At 55.9% G+C, this 19754-nt stretch carries 17 protein-coding genes and 6 pseudogenes; 11 read left to right on the top strand and 12 right to left on the bottom strand.

Translation table 11 applies throughout. The features are described from left to right. Positions 1-226 precede the first annotated feature (226 nt). The 3 genes and pseudogenes from SGP1_RS26070 to sodA form a co-directional block, all read left to right on the top strand. A pseudogene (locus SGP1_RS26070) lies at positions 227-965 on the top strand (MFS transporter); the annotation flags it as partial. Positions 966-1352: 387 nt separating this feature from the next. Then, positions 1353-1583 (top strand): annotated as a pseudogene (locus tag SGP1_RS00165) (formate dehydrogenase accessory sulfurtransferase FdhD); the annotation flags it as partial. A gap of 128 nt (positions 1584-1711) precedes the next feature. Then, positions 1712-2329, top strand: a complete 618-nt coding sequence (gene sodA, locus SGP1_RS00160; protein WP_011409882.1) for a superoxide dismutase [Mn] — start codon at positions 1712-1714, stop codon at positions 2327-2329. Positions 2330-2574: 245 nt separating this feature from the next. Here sodA and SGP1_RS00155 read toward each other — a convergent pair whose 3' ends face one another. The 7 genes from SGP1_RS00155 to glyQ all read right to left on the bottom strand — a co-directional run bounded on the left by SGP1_RS00155 (position 2575) and on the right by glyQ (position 10897). Further along, a complete protein-coding gene (locus tag SGP1_RS00155) occupies positions 2575-3123 on the bottom strand; it encodes an MltR family transcriptional regulator (protein WP_011409881.1) in 549 nt (182 codons plus the stop codon). 58 nt (positions 3124-3181) lie between these two features. Then, positions 3182-4330 carry a mannitol-1-phosphate 5-dehydrogenase gene (locus SGP1_RS00150; RefSeq protein WP_011409880.1) on the bottom strand — a complete coding sequence of 383 codons (1149 nt, stop codon included), beginning with the start codon at positions 4328-4330 and terminating at the stop codon, positions 3182-3184. A gap of 86 nt (positions 4331-4416) precedes the next feature. Next, positions 4417-6342, bottom strand: a complete 1926-nt coding sequence (locus SGP1_RS00145) for a PTS mannitol transporter subunit IICBA (RefSeq protein ID WP_011409879.1) — start codon at positions 6340-6342, stop codon at positions 4417-4419. Positions 6343-7124: 782 nt separating this feature from the next. Beyond that, a complete protein-coding gene (locus tag SGP1_RS34830; protein ID WP_279379423.1) occupies positions 7125-7385 on the bottom strand; it encodes a DUF3053 family protein in 261 nt (86 codons plus the stop codon). Further along, on the bottom strand, positions 7330-7713 hold the full coding sequence (locus SGP1_RS34825; RefSeq protein WP_279379422.1) for a DUF3053 family protein: 384 nt from the start codon (positions 7711-7713) through the stop codon (positions 7330-7332). Before SGP1_RS34825 ends, SGP1_RS34830 begins: the two co-directional genes overlap by 56 nt. A gap of 190 nt (positions 7714-7903) precedes the next feature. Then, on the bottom strand, positions 7904-9973 hold the full coding sequence (gene glyS, locus SGP1_RS00135) for a glycine--tRNA ligase subunit beta (protein ID WP_011409877.1): 2070 nt from the start codon (positions 9971-9973) through the stop codon (positions 7904-7906). Positions 9974-9982: 9 nt separating this feature from the next. Next, complete coding sequence (glyQ, locus tag SGP1_RS00130; RefSeq protein ID WP_011409876.1) at positions 9983-10897, bottom strand: glycine--tRNA ligase subunit alpha; 915 nt, start codon at positions 10895-10897, stop codon at positions 9983-9985. A 349-nt stretch (positions 10898-11246) separates the two neighbouring features. Between glyQ and SGP1_RS31785 the strand changes: the two are divergent. The 3 genes and pseudogenes from SGP1_RS31785 (at position 11247) to SGP1_RS00110 (ending at position 14385) form a co-directional block, all read left to right on the top strand. Continuing rightward, positions 11247-11793 (top strand): annotated as a pseudogene (locus SGP1_RS31785) (NAD(P)-dependent oxidoreductase). A 195-nt stretch (positions 11794-11988) separates the two neighbouring features. Further along, positions 11989-12990 carry an AI-2E family transporter gene (locus tag SGP1_RS00115; RefSeq protein WP_011409875.1) on the top strand — a complete coding sequence of 334 codons (1002 nt, stop codon included), beginning with the start codon at positions 11989-11991 and terminating at the stop codon, positions 12988-12990. Positions 12991-13127: 137 nt separating this feature from the next. Further along, a pseudogene (locus tag SGP1_RS00110) lies at positions 13128-14385 on the top strand (valine--pyruvate transaminase). A gap of 165 nt (positions 14386-14550) precedes the next feature. On the opposite strand, the gene SGP1_RS00105 reads toward SGP1_RS00110, so the two are convergent. Both SGP1_RS00105 and ibpA read right to left on the bottom strand, forming a co-directional pair. Next, positions 14551-14967, bottom strand: coding sequence for an Hsp20 family protein (locus SGP1_RS00105; protein ID WP_243466318.1), 417 nt, complete (start codon positions 14965-14967; stop codon positions 14551-14553). Positions 14968-15111: 144 nt separating this feature from the next. Further along, positions 15112-15525, bottom strand: a complete 414-nt coding sequence (gene ibpA, locus SGP1_RS00100; protein ID WP_011409873.1) for a small heat shock chaperone IbpA — start codon at positions 15523-15525, stop codon at positions 15112-15114. Between the two features lie 457 nt (positions 15526-15982). On the opposite strand from ibpA, the gene SGP1_RS35925 reads away from it, so the two are divergent. The 5 genes and pseudogenes from SGP1_RS35925 (at position 15983) to SGP1_RS32250 (ending at position 17557) form a co-directional block, all read left to right on the top strand. Continuing rightward, on the top strand, positions 15983-16144 hold the full coding sequence (locus SGP1_RS35925) for a YceK/YidQ family lipoprotein (RefSeq protein WP_424141184.1): 162 nt from the start codon (positions 15983-15985) through the stop codon (positions 16142-16144). A 172-nt stretch (positions 16145-16316) separates the two neighbouring features. Continuing rightward, positions 16317-16616, top strand: a complete 300-nt coding sequence (locus tag SGP1_RS28815) for a hypothetical protein (RefSeq protein ID WP_148203307.1) — start codon at positions 16317-16319, stop codon at positions 16614-16616. Further along, positions 16609-17010, top strand: a complete 402-nt coding sequence (locus SGP1_RS00090) for an ankyrin repeat domain-containing protein (RefSeq protein WP_166506327.1) — start codon at positions 16609-16611, stop codon at positions 17008-17010. Before SGP1_RS28815 ends, SGP1_RS00090 begins: the two co-directional genes overlap by 8 nt. A 93-nt stretch (positions 17011-17103) precedes the next feature. Beyond that, positions 17104-17277: pseudogene (locus SGP1_RS35920) on the top strand (ankyrin repeat domain-containing protein); the annotation flags it as partial. Between the two features lie 67 nt (positions 17278-17344). Beyond that, the gene (locus SGP1_RS32250; protein ID WP_041866471.1) at positions 17345-17557 is read left to right on the top strand and encodes an ankyrin repeat domain-containing protein; all 213 of its coding nucleotides are present in this window, start codon (positions 17345-17347) and stop codon (positions 17555-17557) included. Here the strand turns inward: SGP1_RS32250 and SGP1_RS32245 are convergent. From SGP1_RS32245 to dgoD, 3 genes and pseudogenes are all read right to left on the bottom strand, one after another. After that, a complete protein-coding gene (locus SGP1_RS32245; RefSeq protein ID WP_243466133.1) occupies positions 17550-18167 on the bottom strand; it encodes an MFS transporter in 618 nt (205 codons plus the stop codon). The two genes, SGP1_RS32250 and SGP1_RS32245, sit on opposite strands and share 8 nt — an antisense overlap. Positions 18168-18275: 108 nt before the next feature. After that, on the bottom strand, positions 18276-18575 hold the full coding sequence (locus SGP1_RS32240; protein WP_243466132.1) for an MFS transporter: 300 nt from the start codon (positions 18573-18575) through the stop codon (positions 18276-18278). Between the two features lie 274 nt (positions 18576-18849). Beyond that, positions 18850-19554, bottom strand: a pseudogene (gene dgoD / locus SGP1_RS00070) (galactonate dehydratase); the annotation flags it as partial. Positions 19555-19754 lie beyond the last annotated feature (200 nt).

Below are 19754 nucleotides of genomic sequence, written 5' to 3'. Positions count from 1 at the left end.
TGTAGCTATCTGCGTCATCCTTTTCCCCGGCCGGCGGTCAACAGCTTGATCATCAAATAGTTAGATTATCTTAACTAATTATTTAAAAGGATATATCTTTGTCCGAATTGTGCTAACGGCAACGCAGGACTTGCGACTTTGTCAATTTGTATGCAAAATAGCCGACCAGTATCGCTGATGCCGTCAGATAAAGTCGTTTTATCATTTAATTTCAATTGGTTATATCATGAAGTCTTCTATTTCTTCCCCCGCCCTTTTAGGCCGGGGGCGTTGCTGTTTCCGCTGTGCCTGGTGTTGTTTGAATTTGCCGTTTATATCGCTAACGACATGATACAACCAGGCATAATGGCCGTTGTGGAAAGCTTCAACGTTAGTCATGAATGGGTGCCGACGTCGATGACCGCTTATTTGGCGGGCGGCATGGTGCTGCAGTGGTTATTAGACCCCCTGTCCGATCGTCGCAGCCGTCGTCCGATGATGCTGGCGGGGGTTATACTTTTTATCGGCGCATGCCTGGGTATTTTGCTGGTAAATACCATCGAACAGTTCATCGCCATGCGTTTCCTGCAGGGCTTTGGCGCGCAATGCTGGAGACCGCCACCCGTTTGGGCGAGCCACTGTCGCCGGCATCGCTGTGGGCTGATTACCGCGTCATCCTCAGCAACCGCCAGTTTTTGTACGGTGCGATAGCCATAGGCTGCGCCTGCCTGCCGCTGCTGTCGTGGCTGGCACAGTCGCCGGTGATCCTGATGGGCGACCACTGCCTGACCGCTGTAGAATATGGCTTGCTACAACTGCCAATCTTTGGCGGGCTCATCGTAGGTAATGTCACGCTGGCACATTTAAGTGGCAAGCGCGCGGTTGATAGGCTTATCAAATTCGGCGCGGTCCCTATTCTTGGCGGGCTGCTGGTCTCCACCGCCGGCATGAGCCTGTATGCTTTTGGCGTCGGCGTCGCCAATGCCTTTCGCCGACGATGCAGACGCGTTGCCCGTCCCGCTATCCACCGCCGACGCCACGCCGGACGTGCCTGCCAGTCCGGCGGCAGCCATCATGAGGAATAATGCGATTTTGATATTATGCCTGGTCATAGTCCTCAATCCTTCTCCGCAATGGTGCTCCATTAAACGTAGCAAGGGCCTCTGAATTACGCAACTTACTGAAAAAAACTGTTTAGGTAAAGTCAACCGCTTGCCCGGGTTGAGGGTTTGCATCGCTCGCCCGAGCAGCGAATAATAACGCCCTACTAGCATTGCGGGAGAAAACCATCTGAAACACACCGCTTTCCACGCTGAGGACGACCGGCCCTGCATGCGTCAATCCAGCGCATGGCGCTGAAAGCGCAGCGCCATGCGCTGGATCGATTGCAAGAAGTGCAGCCCATCGGCCAGCTTACGGGCTGCACTCACGCCGCAGCCTGGATCTCGCCGGAAGGGGAACTGTGCTATGGCACCGAGGACGTCGGCCGCCACGTGGCGGTGGAGGTTGCCGAACGCTGCGGCTTGACGTTGGTAGGGTTTAGTAAACCGGGACGCGCCATGGTCTTTACCCACCCGACGCGGATCGTTGAAGACGTAAGTTAACCTTATTCTTTTTAAAGTCACCGATAAACGTTTTATTCAACATTTAATTAACTATAATGATCGGATTGCTTACGCGACCCTAACATGCATTTAAAGGGGGCCGGTTCAACTAAAATGGAGAGATTGATATGAGCTTTACGCTACCTTCCCTGCTTTATGGCTATGACGCCCTGGAACCGCATTTCGACAAAGAAACGATGGAAATTCATCACACTAAACACCATCAGACCTATGTCAATAACACCAATGGCGCCTTGGAAAGCCTGCCAGAATTTGCCAACTTGCCCGTCGACGACTTGATCCAAAAACTGGACCAGCTTCCGGCGGACAAAAAGACCATGCTGCGCAACAACGCCGGCGGCCATGCCAATCACAGCCTGTTCTGGAAGGGGTTGAAACAAGGTACGACCCTGCAGGGCGAACTGAAAAGCGCTATCGAACGTGATTTCGGCAGCGTTGACGCGTTTAAGGAAGCGTTCGAGAAGGCCGCCGCCACCCGCTTCGGTTCCGGCTGGGCCTGGCTTGTGAAAAAAGACGGCAAACTGGCCATCGTGTCCACCGCCAACCAGGACAACCCGCTGATGGGCGAAGCGATTTCTGGGACTTCCGGCTACCCGATCCTGTGCCTGGACGTCTGGGAGCACGCATACTATCTGAAATACCAGAACCGCCGCCCGGACTACATCAAGTCATTCTGGAACGTGGTGAACTGGGATGAAGCGGCCGCACGTTTCAGCCACTCCTGATCCGGCTCCGCGGCGCACACCGACACCGGTTAGCGCCCGCCCGTCCCCGCCCCAGCGGGGATTTTTTTGCCCGCGCGTCGGCGAATTAATGCGCGGCCAGGCCGGAGTCAAGTCCGTGACAACAGCAGTGACGCAGGTGCAGCTATTTATTCGCGGAGGAGGTAGGCCTTAGGTGAGGGCGACCGCCGGTCCGCAGGCGCCGCGACCGCAAGGCGAACGCGCCGACGTGAAATCCGGCGCGGCGGCTATTTAAGCAATAGCCGATCGGAGAACGCCTTTTTGGCGCTAATTCGCACCAGATATTCGGTGGCGGAAAGGACCATCGTGGAGCGCACCATTTGCTGGTAGCGCTGCCGTTGCATCTTCGTCAGTGCTTCATCCTCCGGCGCGCGCGAGATTTGCGGCGATGGCGGAAACGCGGCGACACAATGCAACTCGCCAAACGGCCCCAAAATTTCATCGTCGGTAAAGCGATAATCGCCTGGATCCTGCTTCAGTTCTTCATGCAGCGCCATCAGCAGTTCGGCGTCTTCGTACTCCTGGCGGCTTATCACCCCGAGCGCATAAACCAATTTCAGGCGTACCGACAGTTCCACCAGCGGCCCGGCTCCCACCAGCAGCGGCTCCACGGCGTATTTGACCGCATAGTCATCCTTGCGGAACACCTGCGTCACCAAAATGGCTACTGCTTCCGCCAGCAGCGTAATCGCCGCCCGCAAAAACTCCCGCACCGTGGTTCCGGCATTCAGGCGTTCGAGCACGCTGTTTTCCAGCAGCTGAGTGTTTTCCGTCATGTTGCACACCATGTAGCGGGCCAGGGGGCAGAAGCGTGTCCGCCCCCGGTTCTGTCGGTTACTGCATGGCGTTATAGGCATTCACCACTTGCGCGACAACTTCACTGTCTTCTTCAAGGCCGGAGACTTTGGCCAGCGCCGCCTGCGGACCGACCTCGGCCAGCAATGCCGCCCACTCTTTCGCCTGCGGGTCCTGGTCGCTGTGATAGTGCATAGCCGCGGCGATGCCGGTCACCAGATTAGCATCGCCAAGACCGTATTCCAACGTACCGCGCAAGGGCTTGATTAACCGATCGCCAGCGCCCAGTTTGCGCAACGGCTGCCGGCCAACGCGTTCCACGTCGTCATGCAAATAGGGATTTTCAAAGCGCTGAAGAATTTTGTTGATATAGGCGGCATGCTTTCGTGCATCAAAACCATAACGATTAATAAGCACCGCTCCGCTCTCCTCCATCGCGCCTTTTACTGTCTGGCGGACAGCCGGATCCAGAATGGCATCGCGGATGGTCTGATGGCCGGCGAGCTGGCCCAGATAAGCGGTAATGGCGTGGCCCGTATTCAGAGTAAACAGCTTACGCTCCATAAACGCCATCAGATTGTCGGTCAGTTCCATACCGCCGAGAGCGGGCGGGACGCCTTTGAATTGGGTTTTATCCAAAATCCACTCGCTAAAACTCTCGACCGTCACCGCCAGCGGGTCGTCGCTGCCCGCTTCAACCGGCGGCACGATGCGGTCCACGGCGGAATCGACAAAGCCGACATGCTGGTCAACCCAGGCATGATAGCGCGGCTCCAGCGCATTAAGCACATGCTGCTTAAGCTGGCTGGTGCCGCGCACCATGTTCTCACAGGCGATAATGTTCAGCGGCTGCGTGCCACCGCCGTCATGTCGCTTAACCAGACCGCGGGCAATGGCGGGCGCAATGCGTTCAAGGATCTGCGGACCGACCGCCGCCGTCACCAAATCCACGCTGGCGATAAGCGCAACAACGTCGTCGCTGCCGCTATGCACCGCGCTGACCCCGCGAACGGTCTCTACCTGGGCCTGTTCACCCACTACCCGCACCTGGTATTGGTGGCGCTGGTTCAGCGCGTCGAGAACCTGCTGGTTTACATCGGCGAAAACAACCTCAACACCGGCATCGGCCAACAATTTACCGATAAACCCGCGGCCGATATTCCCTGCTCCAAAATGTAATACTTTCATAACGTTAACCTTGAATTATCTAAGCAAAAAAGGGGCCATAGCAGGCCCTTTCGTTTCTTGCGTCAATGACCCGCCCGCATGCCTGGTCAGGACGCTTTGCCGCTCGCCAGCAGTTCCAGGACTTCCTGCACGTCGGTGGTGTGGCTTAACCGCGCGATCACCGATTCATCGTCCAACGCGTTGGTCAAACTGGTGATGACCTGAATGTGCTCATTATTACGGGCGGCGATCCCGATCACCAGTCGGGCAATATCCTCTTCCTCATCGCCAAAGCGAACGCCGTCAGGGTACTGGCAGAATACGACGCCGGTACGCAGGACGCGGTCCTTCGCTTCGATAGTGCCATGGGGCACTGCGATGGACTCACCCAGGTAAGTCGAGGTCAGTTTTTCACGATCCATCATCGCCTGAACGTATTCGGGCTGGACGTAACCCCCTTTCACCAGTTGTTCACCGGCGAAGCGGATAGCCTGCTCTTTGTGGTCTGCATGTTGACCGAGAAAAACGTTGTCCGCAGTGAGGCGGAACAGGTTTTGTTCGCCATCTTCAAAGCTGTCGTTCAACGTTGTCATTACTCTTTGCTGATTATCCCCACTTTTTTGTACCGCTACCAGACGCGCGGTCAAATCGCTGTAAAGCTGGCTGTCGAGGAAGTTATTCAGCGAAATATGCTGCGCCTGCGGCGCATGACGCATTGCAAGTTCGGTCAGATCGCGATGGGTTATCACCAGATCAACATCGTCGGGTAAATTATTGATGGCGCTATTGGTCACGCTGATGTTCTTCAGCCCGGCCTCGTTCACCTTTTTACGCAAGACGCCGGCGCCCATGGCACTCGACCCCATGCCGGCATCGCAGGCCACGATAATTTTCCACACCGAACTTAAATCACCCGAAGCACCTGCATTGACGGGAGCGGCCACGCCTTTGGACTGGGCTTTCATATCCTGCACACGGCGTGAAGCCTCGGCTAAATTGTCTTCATCGCCGGTGGCGCGTGAGCTCTTGAGCAAAATGGACGAGATGACGAAAGAAACAGCGAAAGCGGCAACAATAGCGGCCAAGTTGGCGAAATAGGTGCCTTTGGGCGTCATGGCTAATACGGCCAGGATAGAGCCCGGGGAAGCCGGCGAAACCAGACCGCCGCCCAGCAGATTCAGCGTGAATACGCCAGTCATACCGCCGAGGATAACCGCGATCAACAAACGCGGATTCATCAGCACATAGGGGAAATAAATTTCGTGGATACCACCCAGGAAATGAATGATGGCTGCACCGCCGGCGGATTGCTTGGCGTTACCACGGCCAAATATCATATACGCCATCAGGACACCCATACCCGGGCCGGGGTTGGCTTCAATCAGGAAGAATATCGATTTACCGGTCTCGGTTGCCTGCTGAATGCCCAGCGGCGAGAAGATGCCGTGGTTGATGGCATTATTTAGGAACAGAATTTTGGCCGGCTCGACGAAAACGGACGTCAGCGGCAGCATGTTATAGGTCACCATCAGGTGAACGCCAGCCGCCAGCCCTTTTGACAACATTTCTACCAGCGGACCGACGGCCAGGAAGGCCAATACCGCCAGCAACATACCGATAATACCGGCCGAGAAGTTATTAACCAGCATCTCGAAACCGCTTTTAATTTTACCGTCCACGGCGCGGTCGAAGCGTTTGATAGCCCAACCGCCGAGAGGACCGGCAATCATTGAGCCGAGGAACATCGGCATATCGGCACCGGCGATCACCCCCATGGTGGTAATCGCGCCGACGACGCCACCGCGTTCGCCACCCACCATCCGGCCGCCGGTATAGCCAATCAGCAGCGGTAGCAGGTAAGTGATCATCGGGCCGACCAATTTGGCCAGCGTCGCGTTGGGTGTCCAGCCGGTAGGAATAAACAGCGCGGTGATGATACCCCAGGCGATGAAAGCGCCAATATTGGGCATCACCATATTGCTGAGGAAGCGGCCAAAGTTCTGCACTATGACCTTGATATCCGATGAAGACATAAAACTCACCCCTATTGAAACGCGCTATACAATAAGAGCGCGTGAAATTTGTTGCGGCAGTGTTGCATCATCCGCCGGTATTACTATTGGCAGCGCGACTCTACCACGCTCTTTTGTTATAGAGTAGCGATGTCAATTATTGTGATGCTAATCACGAGCCCTCCCCTATTTAGGGCTATCTGAGTGATATTCATCACAAAAAACCCCTGAAATAAAACTACATTTATGCATTACCGACCAGATTAAGCGCCACATTGTGATATATATCACATCATTGGTTATCTTATTTATAATTAAAATGAGATTTAAATCACAAAAAATTATTATCCGACTGCCACTGAGGGCACAGTCTTATTGAAAGCACGCCTGTAACGAGGATAGGACTTAGAGATCAATGGAAAAGGTGTAACAAAGTTACCGCTAAAAGAAGTCCCCCAAAGGCGAAGCCTTCGCAGCTAGACATAATCGGATGAGACACGCCGGCGCAGGCCCGCCATGGAGGCCGGCAGGAAATGTTGCTCAGGTGCAGCCTAGGGTTAGCCGCTCAGTGGCCTAAACTAAAAAAGACAGGTCGCCACCGCCAGGGTAGCAGCCTAAGGCCGCGGGGGACGCTATCAGGCCAGCCTTACACCGACCTTTGGAAATCACTCCCCCTGGGCGAGGGTGATGACACCCCCGGGGGGGGGATACCATCATGTCAACAGCGCGCCCGCGCCGTTTTGCGCCTGTAGCAACTGCTGGTGCTGGTGCTGGTTTTGCAGCCCGGTCATGAGCTCATTGTATTACGTCACTTGCAGTTGCGTGGGGAAGCTTACCGCCCCGCCATCAAAGCTGGGCTGGCCCTGCCCCGTCTGCATGGCGAGAAAATCCCCCACGTGAACCAGCTGTTCCGCCAGTGAAGAAGCGGCGCCAATACCCGGTGTGACTTTCTGCACCGGGCCGGTCACCAGCTTGTCGTAGGCCTGCGCGTAGACTTTTTGCAGATCTTCAGGCTGCTTGAGCGCGGCGCGAGCATCGTCCGACTGTTTCCTGGCGCGGGCCAACCAGATCGGGCGCCAGCATATTCAACGCGCCTCTCGCCTGCGCGAGCGTCCGCCGATGGGACAGGTAATCCTGGGGCACGCGGATTTGGCTTATCTCATCCAGCACCGGTACCAGTGAACCGTTAACCGAGCTGAGGAATTTGTCGCTGAAAGTTTGCAAAATCTGGTAATCATTAGCGTAAGGGCCAAACTGCTCCTTTTGCGCCACGCTCAGGGTGGGGATCCGTTCACCGCCAGGCAAAATCGTATTTTGCAGAAATTGTATAAAGGCTTGGCGCTGTTCCGGTTCTTTATCGCCGCAGCCGGTCAACTGAAAGACGCCCAGCAATACAGCAGCGGCCGGTAGAGGCCCATGCGCTCCCTTAAGGTCATAACCTTTACTCCTGTAAATGAAGGACTTATTTTCCCGGTTTAGGTATTCACTTCGCCTTCCCTGACTCAGTAACAATATAGTTCAGTTTTGCGACGGGCAAAAACCGCCGAGGTCGACGGCGACGTGCCAGCAGGCAACGCGCGGCCTATTGCAACAGCGAAATATCCGCGACCTGCAAAAACAGCTTGCGCAGCTGCGCGAGCAGCGTCAGACGGTTAATACGCACCTGAGGGTCGTCCGCCATCACCATAACGCTATCAAAGAAAGCGTCCACCGGCTCCCGCAGCGCCGCCAGCTCTACCAGCGCGTCCTGATAGCGACCCGCCTCGAATAACGGCTGTAGTTTTTCGCGCAACACCACCAAATGGGTCGCCAGCGTGATTTCCGATGGATCCTTGAGCACCGAGGCCTGCAAGTCCTTGTAGACCGGATCGTCAGATTTGGCCAGTATGTTTGATACCCTCTTGTTGGCCGCCGCCAGCGACGCGGCTTCCTCCAGGGTGCGGAAATAGCTCACCGCGCGTACCCGAGCGTCGAAATCCGCCGGGCGAGTCGGACGTCGCGCCAGCACCGCCTGAATGGTGTCGACGCTGTGCCCCTGCTCCTGGTACCAGGCGCGGAAACGACCGAGCATAAAATCGATGACATCATTCACCACAGCGTCATTGGTCAGCTTCTCGCCGTAGAGGCGCACCGCCTCTTCCGTCAGCGTCTGCAGGTCGAGCGGCAGCTGTTTTTCCACGATAATGCGCAGCACGCCGAGCGTGGCACGGCGCAGGGCAAAAGGATCTTTATCCCCTTTAGGATGCTGGCCGATGCCAAAAATGCCGGCCAGCGTATCCATCTTGTCAGCAATGGCGACCGCGCAGGACACCAGCGTCGTGGGGAGCGCATCGCCGGCAAATCGCGGCTGATACTGCTCTTTTTGCGCCAACGCCACTGCTTCCGGCTCGCCGTCATGGCGGGCGTAATGCATACCCATCACGCCCTGGGTGTCGGTAAATTCAAACACCATATTGGTCATCAGGTCGCATTTGGACAACAGACCGGCGCGCGCGGCCTGGGGCACATCCGCACCAATCCGGCCGGCGATCCAGGCCGACAGAGCTTCGATCCGGTCGCTTTTGTCGCGCAACGTGCCGAGCTGTTTTTGAAACAGCACCGTATCCAGCCTCGGCAGACGATCTTCCAGCCGCTGTTTGTGGTCGGTGTTAAAGAAGAACTCCGCATCAGCCAGGCGTGGACGCACGACCTTTTCATTACCGGCGATGATCTGCTGGGGATCTTTCGACTCGATATTCGCCACGAAAATAAAGTGAGGCAGCAGGTTGCCCGCGGCATCGTAAACCGGGAAATATTTCTGGTCGCCTTTCATGGTGTAAACCAGCGCCTCCGCCGGCACCGCCAGAAACTTCTCTTCAAAACGGGCGGTGAGCACCACCGGCCATTCCACCAGCGAGGTGACCTCTTCCAGCAGGCTCTCGCTCAGATCGGCCACGCCGCCTAACCGTTTGGCCGCCTCTTCCGCATCTCTGCGAATGGTCTCTTTACGCTGCAGATAGTCCGCCATCACCCGGCCGCGATCCAGCAGCACCTGCGGATACTGATCGGCGTGCTCCAGGCTGATTTCCCGCTCGCCCATAAAACGGTGACCGCGCACGATGCGATCGGCGTCAATGCCGAGCACATTGCCCGCAATGACGCCGTCATCCAACAGCAGCGTCACGGTGTGCACCGGCCGGATGAACTGGGTTTCATTGTCGCCCCAGCGCATCATTTTCGGGATCGGCAGTTTGCCAAGCGCGCGGCTGACCACAGCGCACAGCAGCTCTTGCACCGGCTGCCCCTTCACGCGGGCGCGATAGACCAGCCATTCCCCTTTATCTGTCGCGAGACGTTCCGCCTGGCTGACCGTAATGCCGCAGCCGCGCGCCCAGCCTTCGGCCGCTTTGGTGGGATTGCCGTCGGCATCAAACACCTGTGCGATGGCGGGACCGCGCTTCTCAACGTCGCTGTCGGCCTGTGCGCCGCCGAGCGCGGCGACCTTGACCGCCAGCCGGCGCGGGGCGGCAAACCAGCTGACTTCGCCGTGGCGAACGTTGGCCGCATCAAGTTCGCCGCTAATGTGGATGGCAAAGGCCTCAGCCAACGCGCGCAGCGCCTTGGGCGGCAGCTCTTCCGTGCCGATTTCCACTAGAAAAGTGTGTTGCGTCATGGCTGCCTCTTAGTTCTCATTCTTCTTGCACATCGGGAAACCCAGCGCTTCGCGTGAAGCGTAGTAGGCTTCCGCCACGGCCTTGGTCAACGTGCGGATCCGCAGGATATAGCGCTGGCGCTCCGTAACCGAAATAGCTTTGCGGGCGTCGAGCAAATTGAAGCTGTGCGCCGCCTTCAGAATGCGCTCATAGGCCGGCAGCGGCAGCGGTTTTTCCAGAGCCAGCAGGTTTTGCGCCTCTTTTTCATACTGTTCAAAACAGGTGAACAGAAAATCCACATCGGCATACTCGAAGTTGTAGGTGGATTGCTCGACTTCGTTTTGGTGGAACACGTCGCCATAGGTGGTACGACCCAGCGGCCCATCGCTCCATACCAAATCATAAACGCTGTCGACGCCCTGCAGATACATTGCCAAACGCTCAAGCCCGTAGGTGATTTCCCCCGTGACCGGCCGGCATTCCAGCCCACCCACCTGCTGAAAATAGGTGAATTGCGTCACTTCCATACCGTTCAGCCAGACTTCCCAACCCAGCCCCCAGGCGCCCAGTGTCGGGTTTTCCCAGTTGTCCTCCACGAAACGAATATCGTGAATAGTGGGATCCAGGCCAACTTCTCTCAGCGAACCGAGATATAATTCCTGGATATTCTCTGGCGAGGGTTTGATGATGACCTGGAACTGGTAGTAATGCTGCAGCCGGTTGGGGTTTTCACCGTAACGGCCATCCGTGGAACGGCGCGAAGGCTGCACGTAGGCGGCGGCGATGGGCTCCGGGCCAAGCGCCCGCAGACAGGTCATGGGATGGGACGTCCCCGCGCCGACTTCCATATCCAGCGGCTGGACGATAGTGCAGCCCTGGCGCGCCCAGTAATCCTGGAGCGTCAGGATCAGGCCCTGAAAGGTCTTGGGATCAAACTTTTGCATGTTGAATTCGCACGCGTTGCAAGTGGATGTAATGAGAAGGCCCCAGTATACCCTCTGGCGTTCAGATATACAGCCCGGATCCGGCAACAACTGCGAATACGCGCCGCAGATTTAATCAGAACAGTCAGCGCCGCTCTTAACTGGTACGCCGGTGGTATAATGCACGCCGTCTTCCGTCCCTCATCCTGAGCGCCAGACCGGAACCACTATCCTCCTGCAGCGTTGCCCGGGGTCCTCCGGGTTGTCTTCCCCGTGTCAGCATCTCCCATCAGCGCGCCTGTTCCCCGCGTTGAAAAGTGGTATGCTGATTAATAATGAATCTGGTAATCACTGATTAATGGAGAATTCGATGAAGCCTGCTGTGATTTTGTATAAAGCCATCCCGGAAGATTTACGCCGACGTCTGGACGAACATTTCAGCGTAACGGCGTTCGACGGGCTTACCGACGACAATTTGCAGCAACATGCGCAGGCCCTGACGGAAGCGCTGGGTCTTATCGGCACCGGTGGGAAGGTCGATGAGGCTTTGCTTGAGCGTATGCCGGCGCTAAAAGCCGACTCGACAATCTCTGTGAGTTACGACAATTTTGATGTGCAGGCGTTGAGCGCGCGCGACGTAATCAACGCGGGCCGGTGGTGGATGAAGCGGCACTGATTGCGACGCTGGAAAACTGCACCCTCCTTGGCGCCGGACTCGATGTGTTCGAGCAGGAGCCGCTGCCGGTAACGTCGCCGCTGCTGCGCCTGCCCAATGTCGTGGCGCTGCCGCATATCGGCTTCGCCACCCATGAGACGCGCTACAACATGGCCGCCGACGCGGTGAATAATCTCATCACCGCCCTTCCGGCCGGGTGGAGAAAAACTGCGTCAATCCGGAGATTCTCCCCGGCCATTAACGCTACAGCGCCTCCGGCGACGGCCAAAGCCAGGCCTGGCGGCGCCGACAGTCGCCCGCGGTGAGCGCGACGTTTTTCTTGCTCCTGACAGGGGGCGATGACGCTGCGGTTTAAGCTGTCGGTGCTATGATTACCGCTTATGCTATTTGCTATTCGCGCAACAAAGGAACCTGCCAGCAATGAAAGGAAAGAAGAATGAGCGTAAGTGAGACATGGCTGAAGGCAACCTCTTACCTGTTAATGTTTCTTTTTATCACCCTGATCATCCCGCTGCATTTGTTTCCCTGCTTTATCGCCGGCTTTCTGGCGTATGAGGTCATCATTTCTCTGACGCCGTGGTTTGAACGTCTGGTGGGCAGCGGCCGCGCACGTTGGGTCGTGGTAACTCTGATTGCCGCATTTGTGGTCATTGCCATGACGCTGGGTATCGTGAGCCTGGTAAGCTTCCTAACCTCGGACATTCAGCGCGGTATCGACATTACCGCCGAAACCAACCGCATCTTTTCCGACGTGAAGAACCGCATTCCTGATTATCTCCCCTCGTTCCTGCCCGAAAGCGCGGAAGAGCTGAAAGATCAGCTCTTTGCCCTGGTCGAGTCCAATTTAATTATTATCCGCAATATGGGCCGCTCTTTCCTGCACGGGCTGATTACCATTTTTATCGGCCTTATTATCGGCGCTGTAATTTCGCTAAATAAGCCGTCCGGGCGCAACACCTATTTTACGCAGCAGTTGCTGGAGCGCCTGCATTATCTCTCTCAGGCGTTTCGCAATATTGTCTTTGCCCAAATTAAAGTGTCGCTGGTCAATACCCTGCTGACGTCGATGATGATTCTGGTGCTGTTCCCCCTGTTCGGCGTGCATCTGCCGCTGGGTAAAACGCTGATCGTGGCTACTTTTATTTTTGGCCTGCTGCCGATTATCGGTAATCTCATTTCCAATTTCATGATTATCATTTCAGCGCTCTCTATCTCTTTGAGCGTGGGGAGTGTGATGGTACTGTACCTCATCTTGATTCACAAGTTGGAGTATTTCCTCAATGCCGAGATCGTCGGCAGCCGCATCAATGCCAAATCCTGGGAGCTGCTGCTGGCAATGCTTATCTTCGAGGCGGCGTTTGGTCTGGAAGGATTGGTAGCGGCGCCGATCTATTACGCTTACCTGAAAACCGAATTGCGGGCGCGGAAACTGATCTGACCGGTGATGGCCTGCGCGCATGCCTGGCGCCGCCCCTTAGCGGTCACTCCCGGCGGCGTTGTAACGCCGTCAGGGTAAGGGGGATTGCCAGCAGGTAAGGTGTCAGTCTGGCCCGCTACGAACTGCAGTCTAACGCTATGACTTTTTCCCGCTTCGGCAACAAATTCACCCGCCATTGCGGTATCGCCCAGTTGATGGACGACATGAACGAAGGCCTGCGCACCCTAGGCGCCATTATGCTCGGCAACAACAACCCGGCGTCGATTCCTGCTATGGAGCGCTACTTTGACGGCCTGTGTCGCGAGATGCTCGACGATGGCACCCTGAATGAAGCACTATGCAACTATGACGGCCCCCAAGGTAAAGATACTCTCCTGACCTCGCTGGCCGCACTGCTGCGCAAGGAGTTCGACTGGCCTGTCACCGCAGCCAATATCGCACTGACCAACGGCAGCCAGAGCGCCTTTTTCTATTTATTCAATCTCTTTGCCGGCCGCGGTGAAGACGGCACGTTGCGCCGGGTCTTGTTCCCGCTGGCCCCAGAATATTTGGGCTATAGCGATGCGGGGCTTGAGGAAAACATGTTCGTCGCAACGAAGCCGACGCTTTCCCTGCTAACCGACGGCCAGTTTAAATACCATGTAGATTTCGCGCATCTGAAGGTAGGTGAGGATATTGGTTTTATTTGCGTCTCACGGCCGACCAATACGACCGGGAACGTGATTACCGATGAGGAACTGATGAAGCTGGACGCGCTGGCGCGGCAGCATCAGGTGCCGCTGCTGATTGATAACGCTTATGGCCTGCCGTTCCCGGGACTGATTTTCACCGACGCCCGACCGCTGTGGAATCCCAACATCATATTGTGTATGAGCTTGTCCAAATTGGGATTGCCGGACGTGCGCGGCGGTATCGTCATCGCCGGTGAACCGGTCATAAAGGCGCTCGGCAATATCAACGGTATTATCAGCCTGGCGCCGGGCGGGATCGGACCCGCCATGCTTAATAGCATGATTCGCCGGGGTGACTTGCTCCGCCTGTGTGAAGAGGTTATCCGCCCGTTTTATCGTCGCCGCGTCGATGAAGCCATCGCCTTTATACGCCGTTGGCTGCCGCCGGAGCGCTGCCTGATCCATAAGCCGGAAGGCGCGATTTTTCTCTGGCTGTGGTTTCCCGATTTGCCTATCTCGACCGACGCCCTCTATCAGCGCCTGAAGCTGCGCGGCGTACTGATGGTCCCCCGGCCACTACTTTTTCCCCGGGCTGGAGCAAGAGTGGCATCACCGTCGTCAATGCCTGCGTATGAATTATGTGCCGGAGGCTGAAAAAATCGAGCGCGGCATTGCCATTCTGGCGGAAGAAGTGGCGCTCGCCCACCGCGAGACGGTGGTCTGACGGCAAGCGGCCATAAAAAAGCCCGTCAGTTCCCTGACGGGCTTGTCGTTACGAGGCCAACGCGGGCGCGGGCAGAACGCCATTCGCCGCCGGAACAGGCCACGGATTATTGCGCGACGACGGCACAAGCGGGCACCTCAGGTGGAAAGAGGCGCCCCGACAGGTTTACTCGGCATCCAGGGTACGATCCTGGAGCGCCGGACGCTGGGCCGTGGTGCCAATGGCAATATGCCGCGGCTGCAGCGATTCAGGAATGTGTCGTTCCAGGTCGATGTTCAGCAAGCCGTGGGTAAAATCAGCCTGTTCCACCGTCATATGTTCCGCCAGGGTAAAGCTGAGGGTGAATTCTTTGCAGACCAACCCCTGGTGCAGATAGTGCACCTCCTTTTCCGCCAGCGCGGGTTTACCCTTGATGGTCAGGCGCGGGCCTTCTAACTCAATCGACAGTTCTTGCTGGGTAAAACCGGCCAGCGCCAGGGTAATGCGATAATGGTTATCATCGCTTTTCTCAATATTGTAGGGGGGATAACTTATCCCCTGATGATCATCTTGAATATTGCTGGCTAATTTATCAAAACCGATCCATTACCGGAATAAGGGGGAGAGATCATAATTACGCATATTATTAACTCCTTCTTTGAAGCGAGATAATTCGCTCAACCCGCCAATCGGGCTGAGACAGGCCCCCCTGTACGGGCGGGCGTATGAGATACTGTCTGTAAAATGTTATTTTATTTCAATGCGGCGCGGTTTTAGCGTGTCCGGTACCACGCGTTCCAAATCAATAAACAGCAGGCCGTTGGCCAATTGGGCGCCTTTTATTTGTATATGTTCAGCTAACTGGAATTTACGCTCGAAATCACGCTCGGCGATACCCTGGTATAAATAGTTGCATTCGCTTTGATCGCTGGCGTGGGCGCCTTTTACCGTCAGGAGGTTGTCATGGGCGGTGATTTCCAGCTCGCTTTCGGCAAAGCCGGCAACCGCAATGGCGATGCGGTACTGATTTTCGCTCACTAATTCAACGTTGTAGGGGGGATAACCGCCGTTGCCCTGGCTCTGCCCTGATTCCAACAGATTAACCAGACGATCGAAACCGATAGCGGAACGGTACAGCGGTGAGAAATCAAAATTACGCATAGCTTTAAAGCCTCCAAAATTCAGCGAGGGTGCAATAACCTTCCCGTTGGACAGGTCAGTGACCGGAATACCCTTACGGCGTATCCATTTCTGGTCACGTAATTAAAATGGTACCGCCGTCGGATTTTTCAAGAGGCGATAAGAAAAAAATATCGGGATGGCGGTAAAATTTAGCTTGGGTTTATTCAATCTCTATTACAGCTTGCGTCAGCTAGAGGGTTCAAGCACAATTTCAATCGGTCCTGAGAGCAGGCTTTGCTGCGCAAGAAGTTAAACCCAACGGATGCGGAACAGGTTATGTTAAGAAAGGTCTTGTTTGTCGTAACAGCAAGATGCACCGTGCTGGGCACCACCGGCTGCTCCAGCGTCATGACGCATACAGGCCCCTATCAGGGCTACTATCCCGGTACCCGCGCCAGTATGCATGTTTTAAGCGACAAAGACAGTAAATTGGTGCATCCGTCCTCTTGCGGCCATAGACTTACCCTTCTCCGCGGTCATGGACACGGTGCTGTTACCTTATGACTATTTTCGCCGCGATAGCAATACCGATGAGGAATCTCCCCGATCGCGCATGCTGCACAGCCACGATCACGCGTCCGCACCGGCTCGCGACTAAGCCGGCTTAGAGCGAGCATTGCGCAGCCACTTCCTTTATTTTCCTGCTAATATCATTTTATCTTCCTTTAATATTTCGTTTAGCGCGGCAGCAGGCGTACGGGAATAGCGGTGGTCCCGCCGGCGACGACGGCTAACCGACATCCTGCACGCCCGCGGCACCGGGATAGGTTATGGACACGGCTTCAGTTGTCAGCGGACGGTTTGGCGCAGAGGGGACCGCAATGTCCGACGCCGCCGCACCGTCGGCGCCTTTACCCTTGGCGGCCGATCTGCGGGGCTGCGCCAATAGTCCTGCATCATCCTTCCCGTTGATGGCATTGCCGCCCGAACTGCTCAGTCTCACGTTTGCCAAACTTGATCTCGGCAATCTGCATGCGGTGTCCCAGGCGCATCCCCGCCTGCAGGAGCCTGCCCGCCGCGCTTGCCAAAACTATCGGCATCCGGCATCTGGTCACCGTGCTGATGTATAACGGCGAGGATGACCTGCTGGCCACGCTCTTGAGGATGCCGGGCGCCAACATCTGCGCACGCTTACCCGGGATGACCGGCGATGGGTTGCTGCTGGAACTTCTGAACTGTCTGCCGTCGCTTAGCAACAGCGTTCTTGCTCTATTGACCCATCCGCATTTGGAAGCGAATACCCCCGATCGCAAAAATGAAACACCGCTGATGAAAGTGATCCGCCACGGTCATTTGCCGCTGGCGCAGGCGCTGCTGGCACGCCCGGATCTCAGGCTGGCGGACGCCACGGATAACGAAGGCCGTACGCTACTGATACAGATGGCATCGAAAGGGGACAGTGCATGGGTAACCGCGATCCTTTGCCGTTTCGATTGCGCGATAAGCGCTGGCGGCCAATCATGACCTTACGGTTGAGGGTACTGCTACAGCATACCGCTATCGTCATTGCGGCGCCGAATATGCGCGGGTACACCCTGTTACAGCAGGCGGTCATCAATGGCCAATGCCGGATGGTGCATGTGCTGCTCGCGCATCCCCGCATGCCTGTGGCGCAGCGGGACGCTGCTGCATTTGGCGGCAATGCATGGCCATGCCGAGATCATCAAGATACTGCTGACGCACACTTGGCTGGATAGGAACAGCCGGGATAGCCACGGCCAGACAGCGCTGGCCGTGGCGGCGGCAGGAAATCACTGCGGCGCGCTGACTGCGCTTTTGCCGGGGCAGAACCCCGCTGATGGCAGCGGTGGAAAACGGCCATCGCGCTATTGTCCGACAATTATTGCGCCGCCGGGAAACCGCCTCCGACCTGATCGATTGGGCGGGCTTGGGCGCAATCGATTATGCCGTGCGCAGCGGTCATTACACCATCGCCGGCCTGATACGCCAACGCGGCGCGCTTGGCGGTGTCACGCAGCTCTGGGCCATCAGCTATTTTTTGCTTAACTAGCCACCAAGACCCACCGCCGAAGGCAAATCGTCCGTGTGCCACTTTCGCTTAGGCTTCCCCTACGCGTTTCACTTCCCCAACCAGCAGAAGATAGGAAAGCGCGCCCAAAAACGCCACCATGGCGATGTAAATCAGCGCCGGCGCAAAGCCATAATCCTGCCCACCACCAACGGTACGGTGATGCCGCCCAGACCGCCAACGAAATTGAATACGCCAGCGCCATGAGCACCATAATCCAGAGGGGATCGTTGGTATAGTTCGCCCCCATGATGCAGGTGGAAAGCAGCAGTCCGCAGATGATCGGTGTTTTGCGGGCAAAGCCGAGCGATTTGCCGGCGCGTACCATGCGATCGGCAAAGTAGCCGGATAAAATCACGCCAAAAAAGGCGGCCAGGAACGGCACGGTGGTCATGAACCCTGCCGTCAAGGCGGCGATATGCTTTTCCTGCGTGAGATAGTTAGGGAACCAGGTGAGGAAAAACCACAAGGTTGAGGTCACGGAAAACTGGCCTAAATACACACCCACCAGTTTGCGGTTGAACACCAGCTTCCAATCGCTGCCGCTCATCCGCACACGATTCTTTTTCTCCACCGGAGCATCACCGTCCACCAGACCGCCGCCGGCTTGATATATTCCAGCTTGGCAGCATTGATACCCCGGCTTTTGCGCGGCGATTGATATACTGCGAACCAGATTAGCACCAAAATAATGTCGATACTACCGGTCAGGATAAAGACCCAGTGCCAGCTCAATACTTCCTGTATCCAGATCAGAAGCGGCGTCAGGAACGCCAGACACAAACTGACCGGAAGTTAACAGACCTACCGCCGAGGCGCGCTCCCGTTCGGGGAACCAGCTTGTCACCATCCGGTTGTTAGTCGGAAACGCTGGCGCTTCAAACAGGCCGGTGAGCGCACGCAGGCCAAGTAAACTACCCAGCCCGGAGGCGAAACCCTGCGCGAGGGTAGCAACCGACCAACCGAAGATGGCAATAAAATAGATTAACTTTGAACCCACCCGATCAAGGAAACCAGCCGCCGGGAATTTGGCAAAGGGTATAGGTCCAGGAAAAAGCGGAAAAGATATACCCCATTTGCGCTTTGTCAATACCCAATTCTTGTTGAATATCGGCCGAGGCAACCGCCAAATTAGCGCGGTCGACATAACAAATAACCACGGTAATAAAAATCATTAATAGCGTAAGATAGCGCCGCCGGGTGGGGCGCGAGGTGATGACAGTGTCCATCTTATTTATTCCGGTTAAATTATCACAGGGTACGGAGAAACACCGGTCAGGATAGCACCATACCGGGTTACGCCAGTCTGGTGTATTTTTACTGCGTTCAATGACCAATTCCTCATTTATTTCCACGCCAAGTCCGGTTTTATTTAGCGGGTAGAAATAACCGTCATTCATGGCAAAGTCTTCCTTATTGGCAACATAGTCCAATAATTCGGCGCCCTGATTATAATGAATTCCCATACTTTGCTCCTGCAGAACCGCATTGTAGGAAGCAAAGTCAACATGCAGGCAAGAGGCGAGCGTAATAGGCCCCAGCGGACAATGTGGCGCCAGGGTCACATCATAGGCCTCCTCCATGGAGGCAATTTTCATACACTCGGTAATCCTGCCGGCATGGGACAGATCGGGCTGTGCGATCGCCAGACCGCCATTGGCCAACACCCGCTTAAACTCAAAACGCGAAAACATCCGTTCGCCGACGGCGATGGGTATGGATGTTTGCACCGCCAGCAGGGGATAATATTCCGCTTGCTCTGTCATCACCGGCTCCTCGATAAATAATGGCCGATAAGGCTCCAACTCTTTTATCAGCACTTTGGCCATCGGCGCATTCACCCGGCCGTGGAAATCGAGGCCAAATTCAATATCATTGCCGAGGGCCTCGCGTACCTGAGCTGCTACCGCAACCGCTGCATCCACTTTACGTTAATTATCCAGTAGCCCCATTTCCTCACAGTCGTTCAGCGGCTTTGTTAAATAATAGGGAATCATGCTGTTTTGCCATACTCGTTTTGGCGGAAAATGCTTGTCACCCTAGGTGTGCCGTTTTCTTACGCGGCCTAACTGCATGATTTTACGTTGCCAGGATCAGCAGTTGCACTGGAGGGGCAGCATAAAATCGGTTTATTCAACAAAGCCCCGTTCAGCTTGAAAGTATCAAAGCCAATTTCGGT

Source organism: Sodalis glossinidius str. 'morsitans', assembly GCF_000010085.1.
GTDB classification, from domain to species: domain Bacteria; phylum Pseudomonadota; class Gammaproteobacteria; order Enterobacterales; family Enterobacteriaceae; genus Sodalis; species Sodalis glossinidius.
This window is presented reverse-complemented; position numbering and strand designations above follow the sequence as displayed.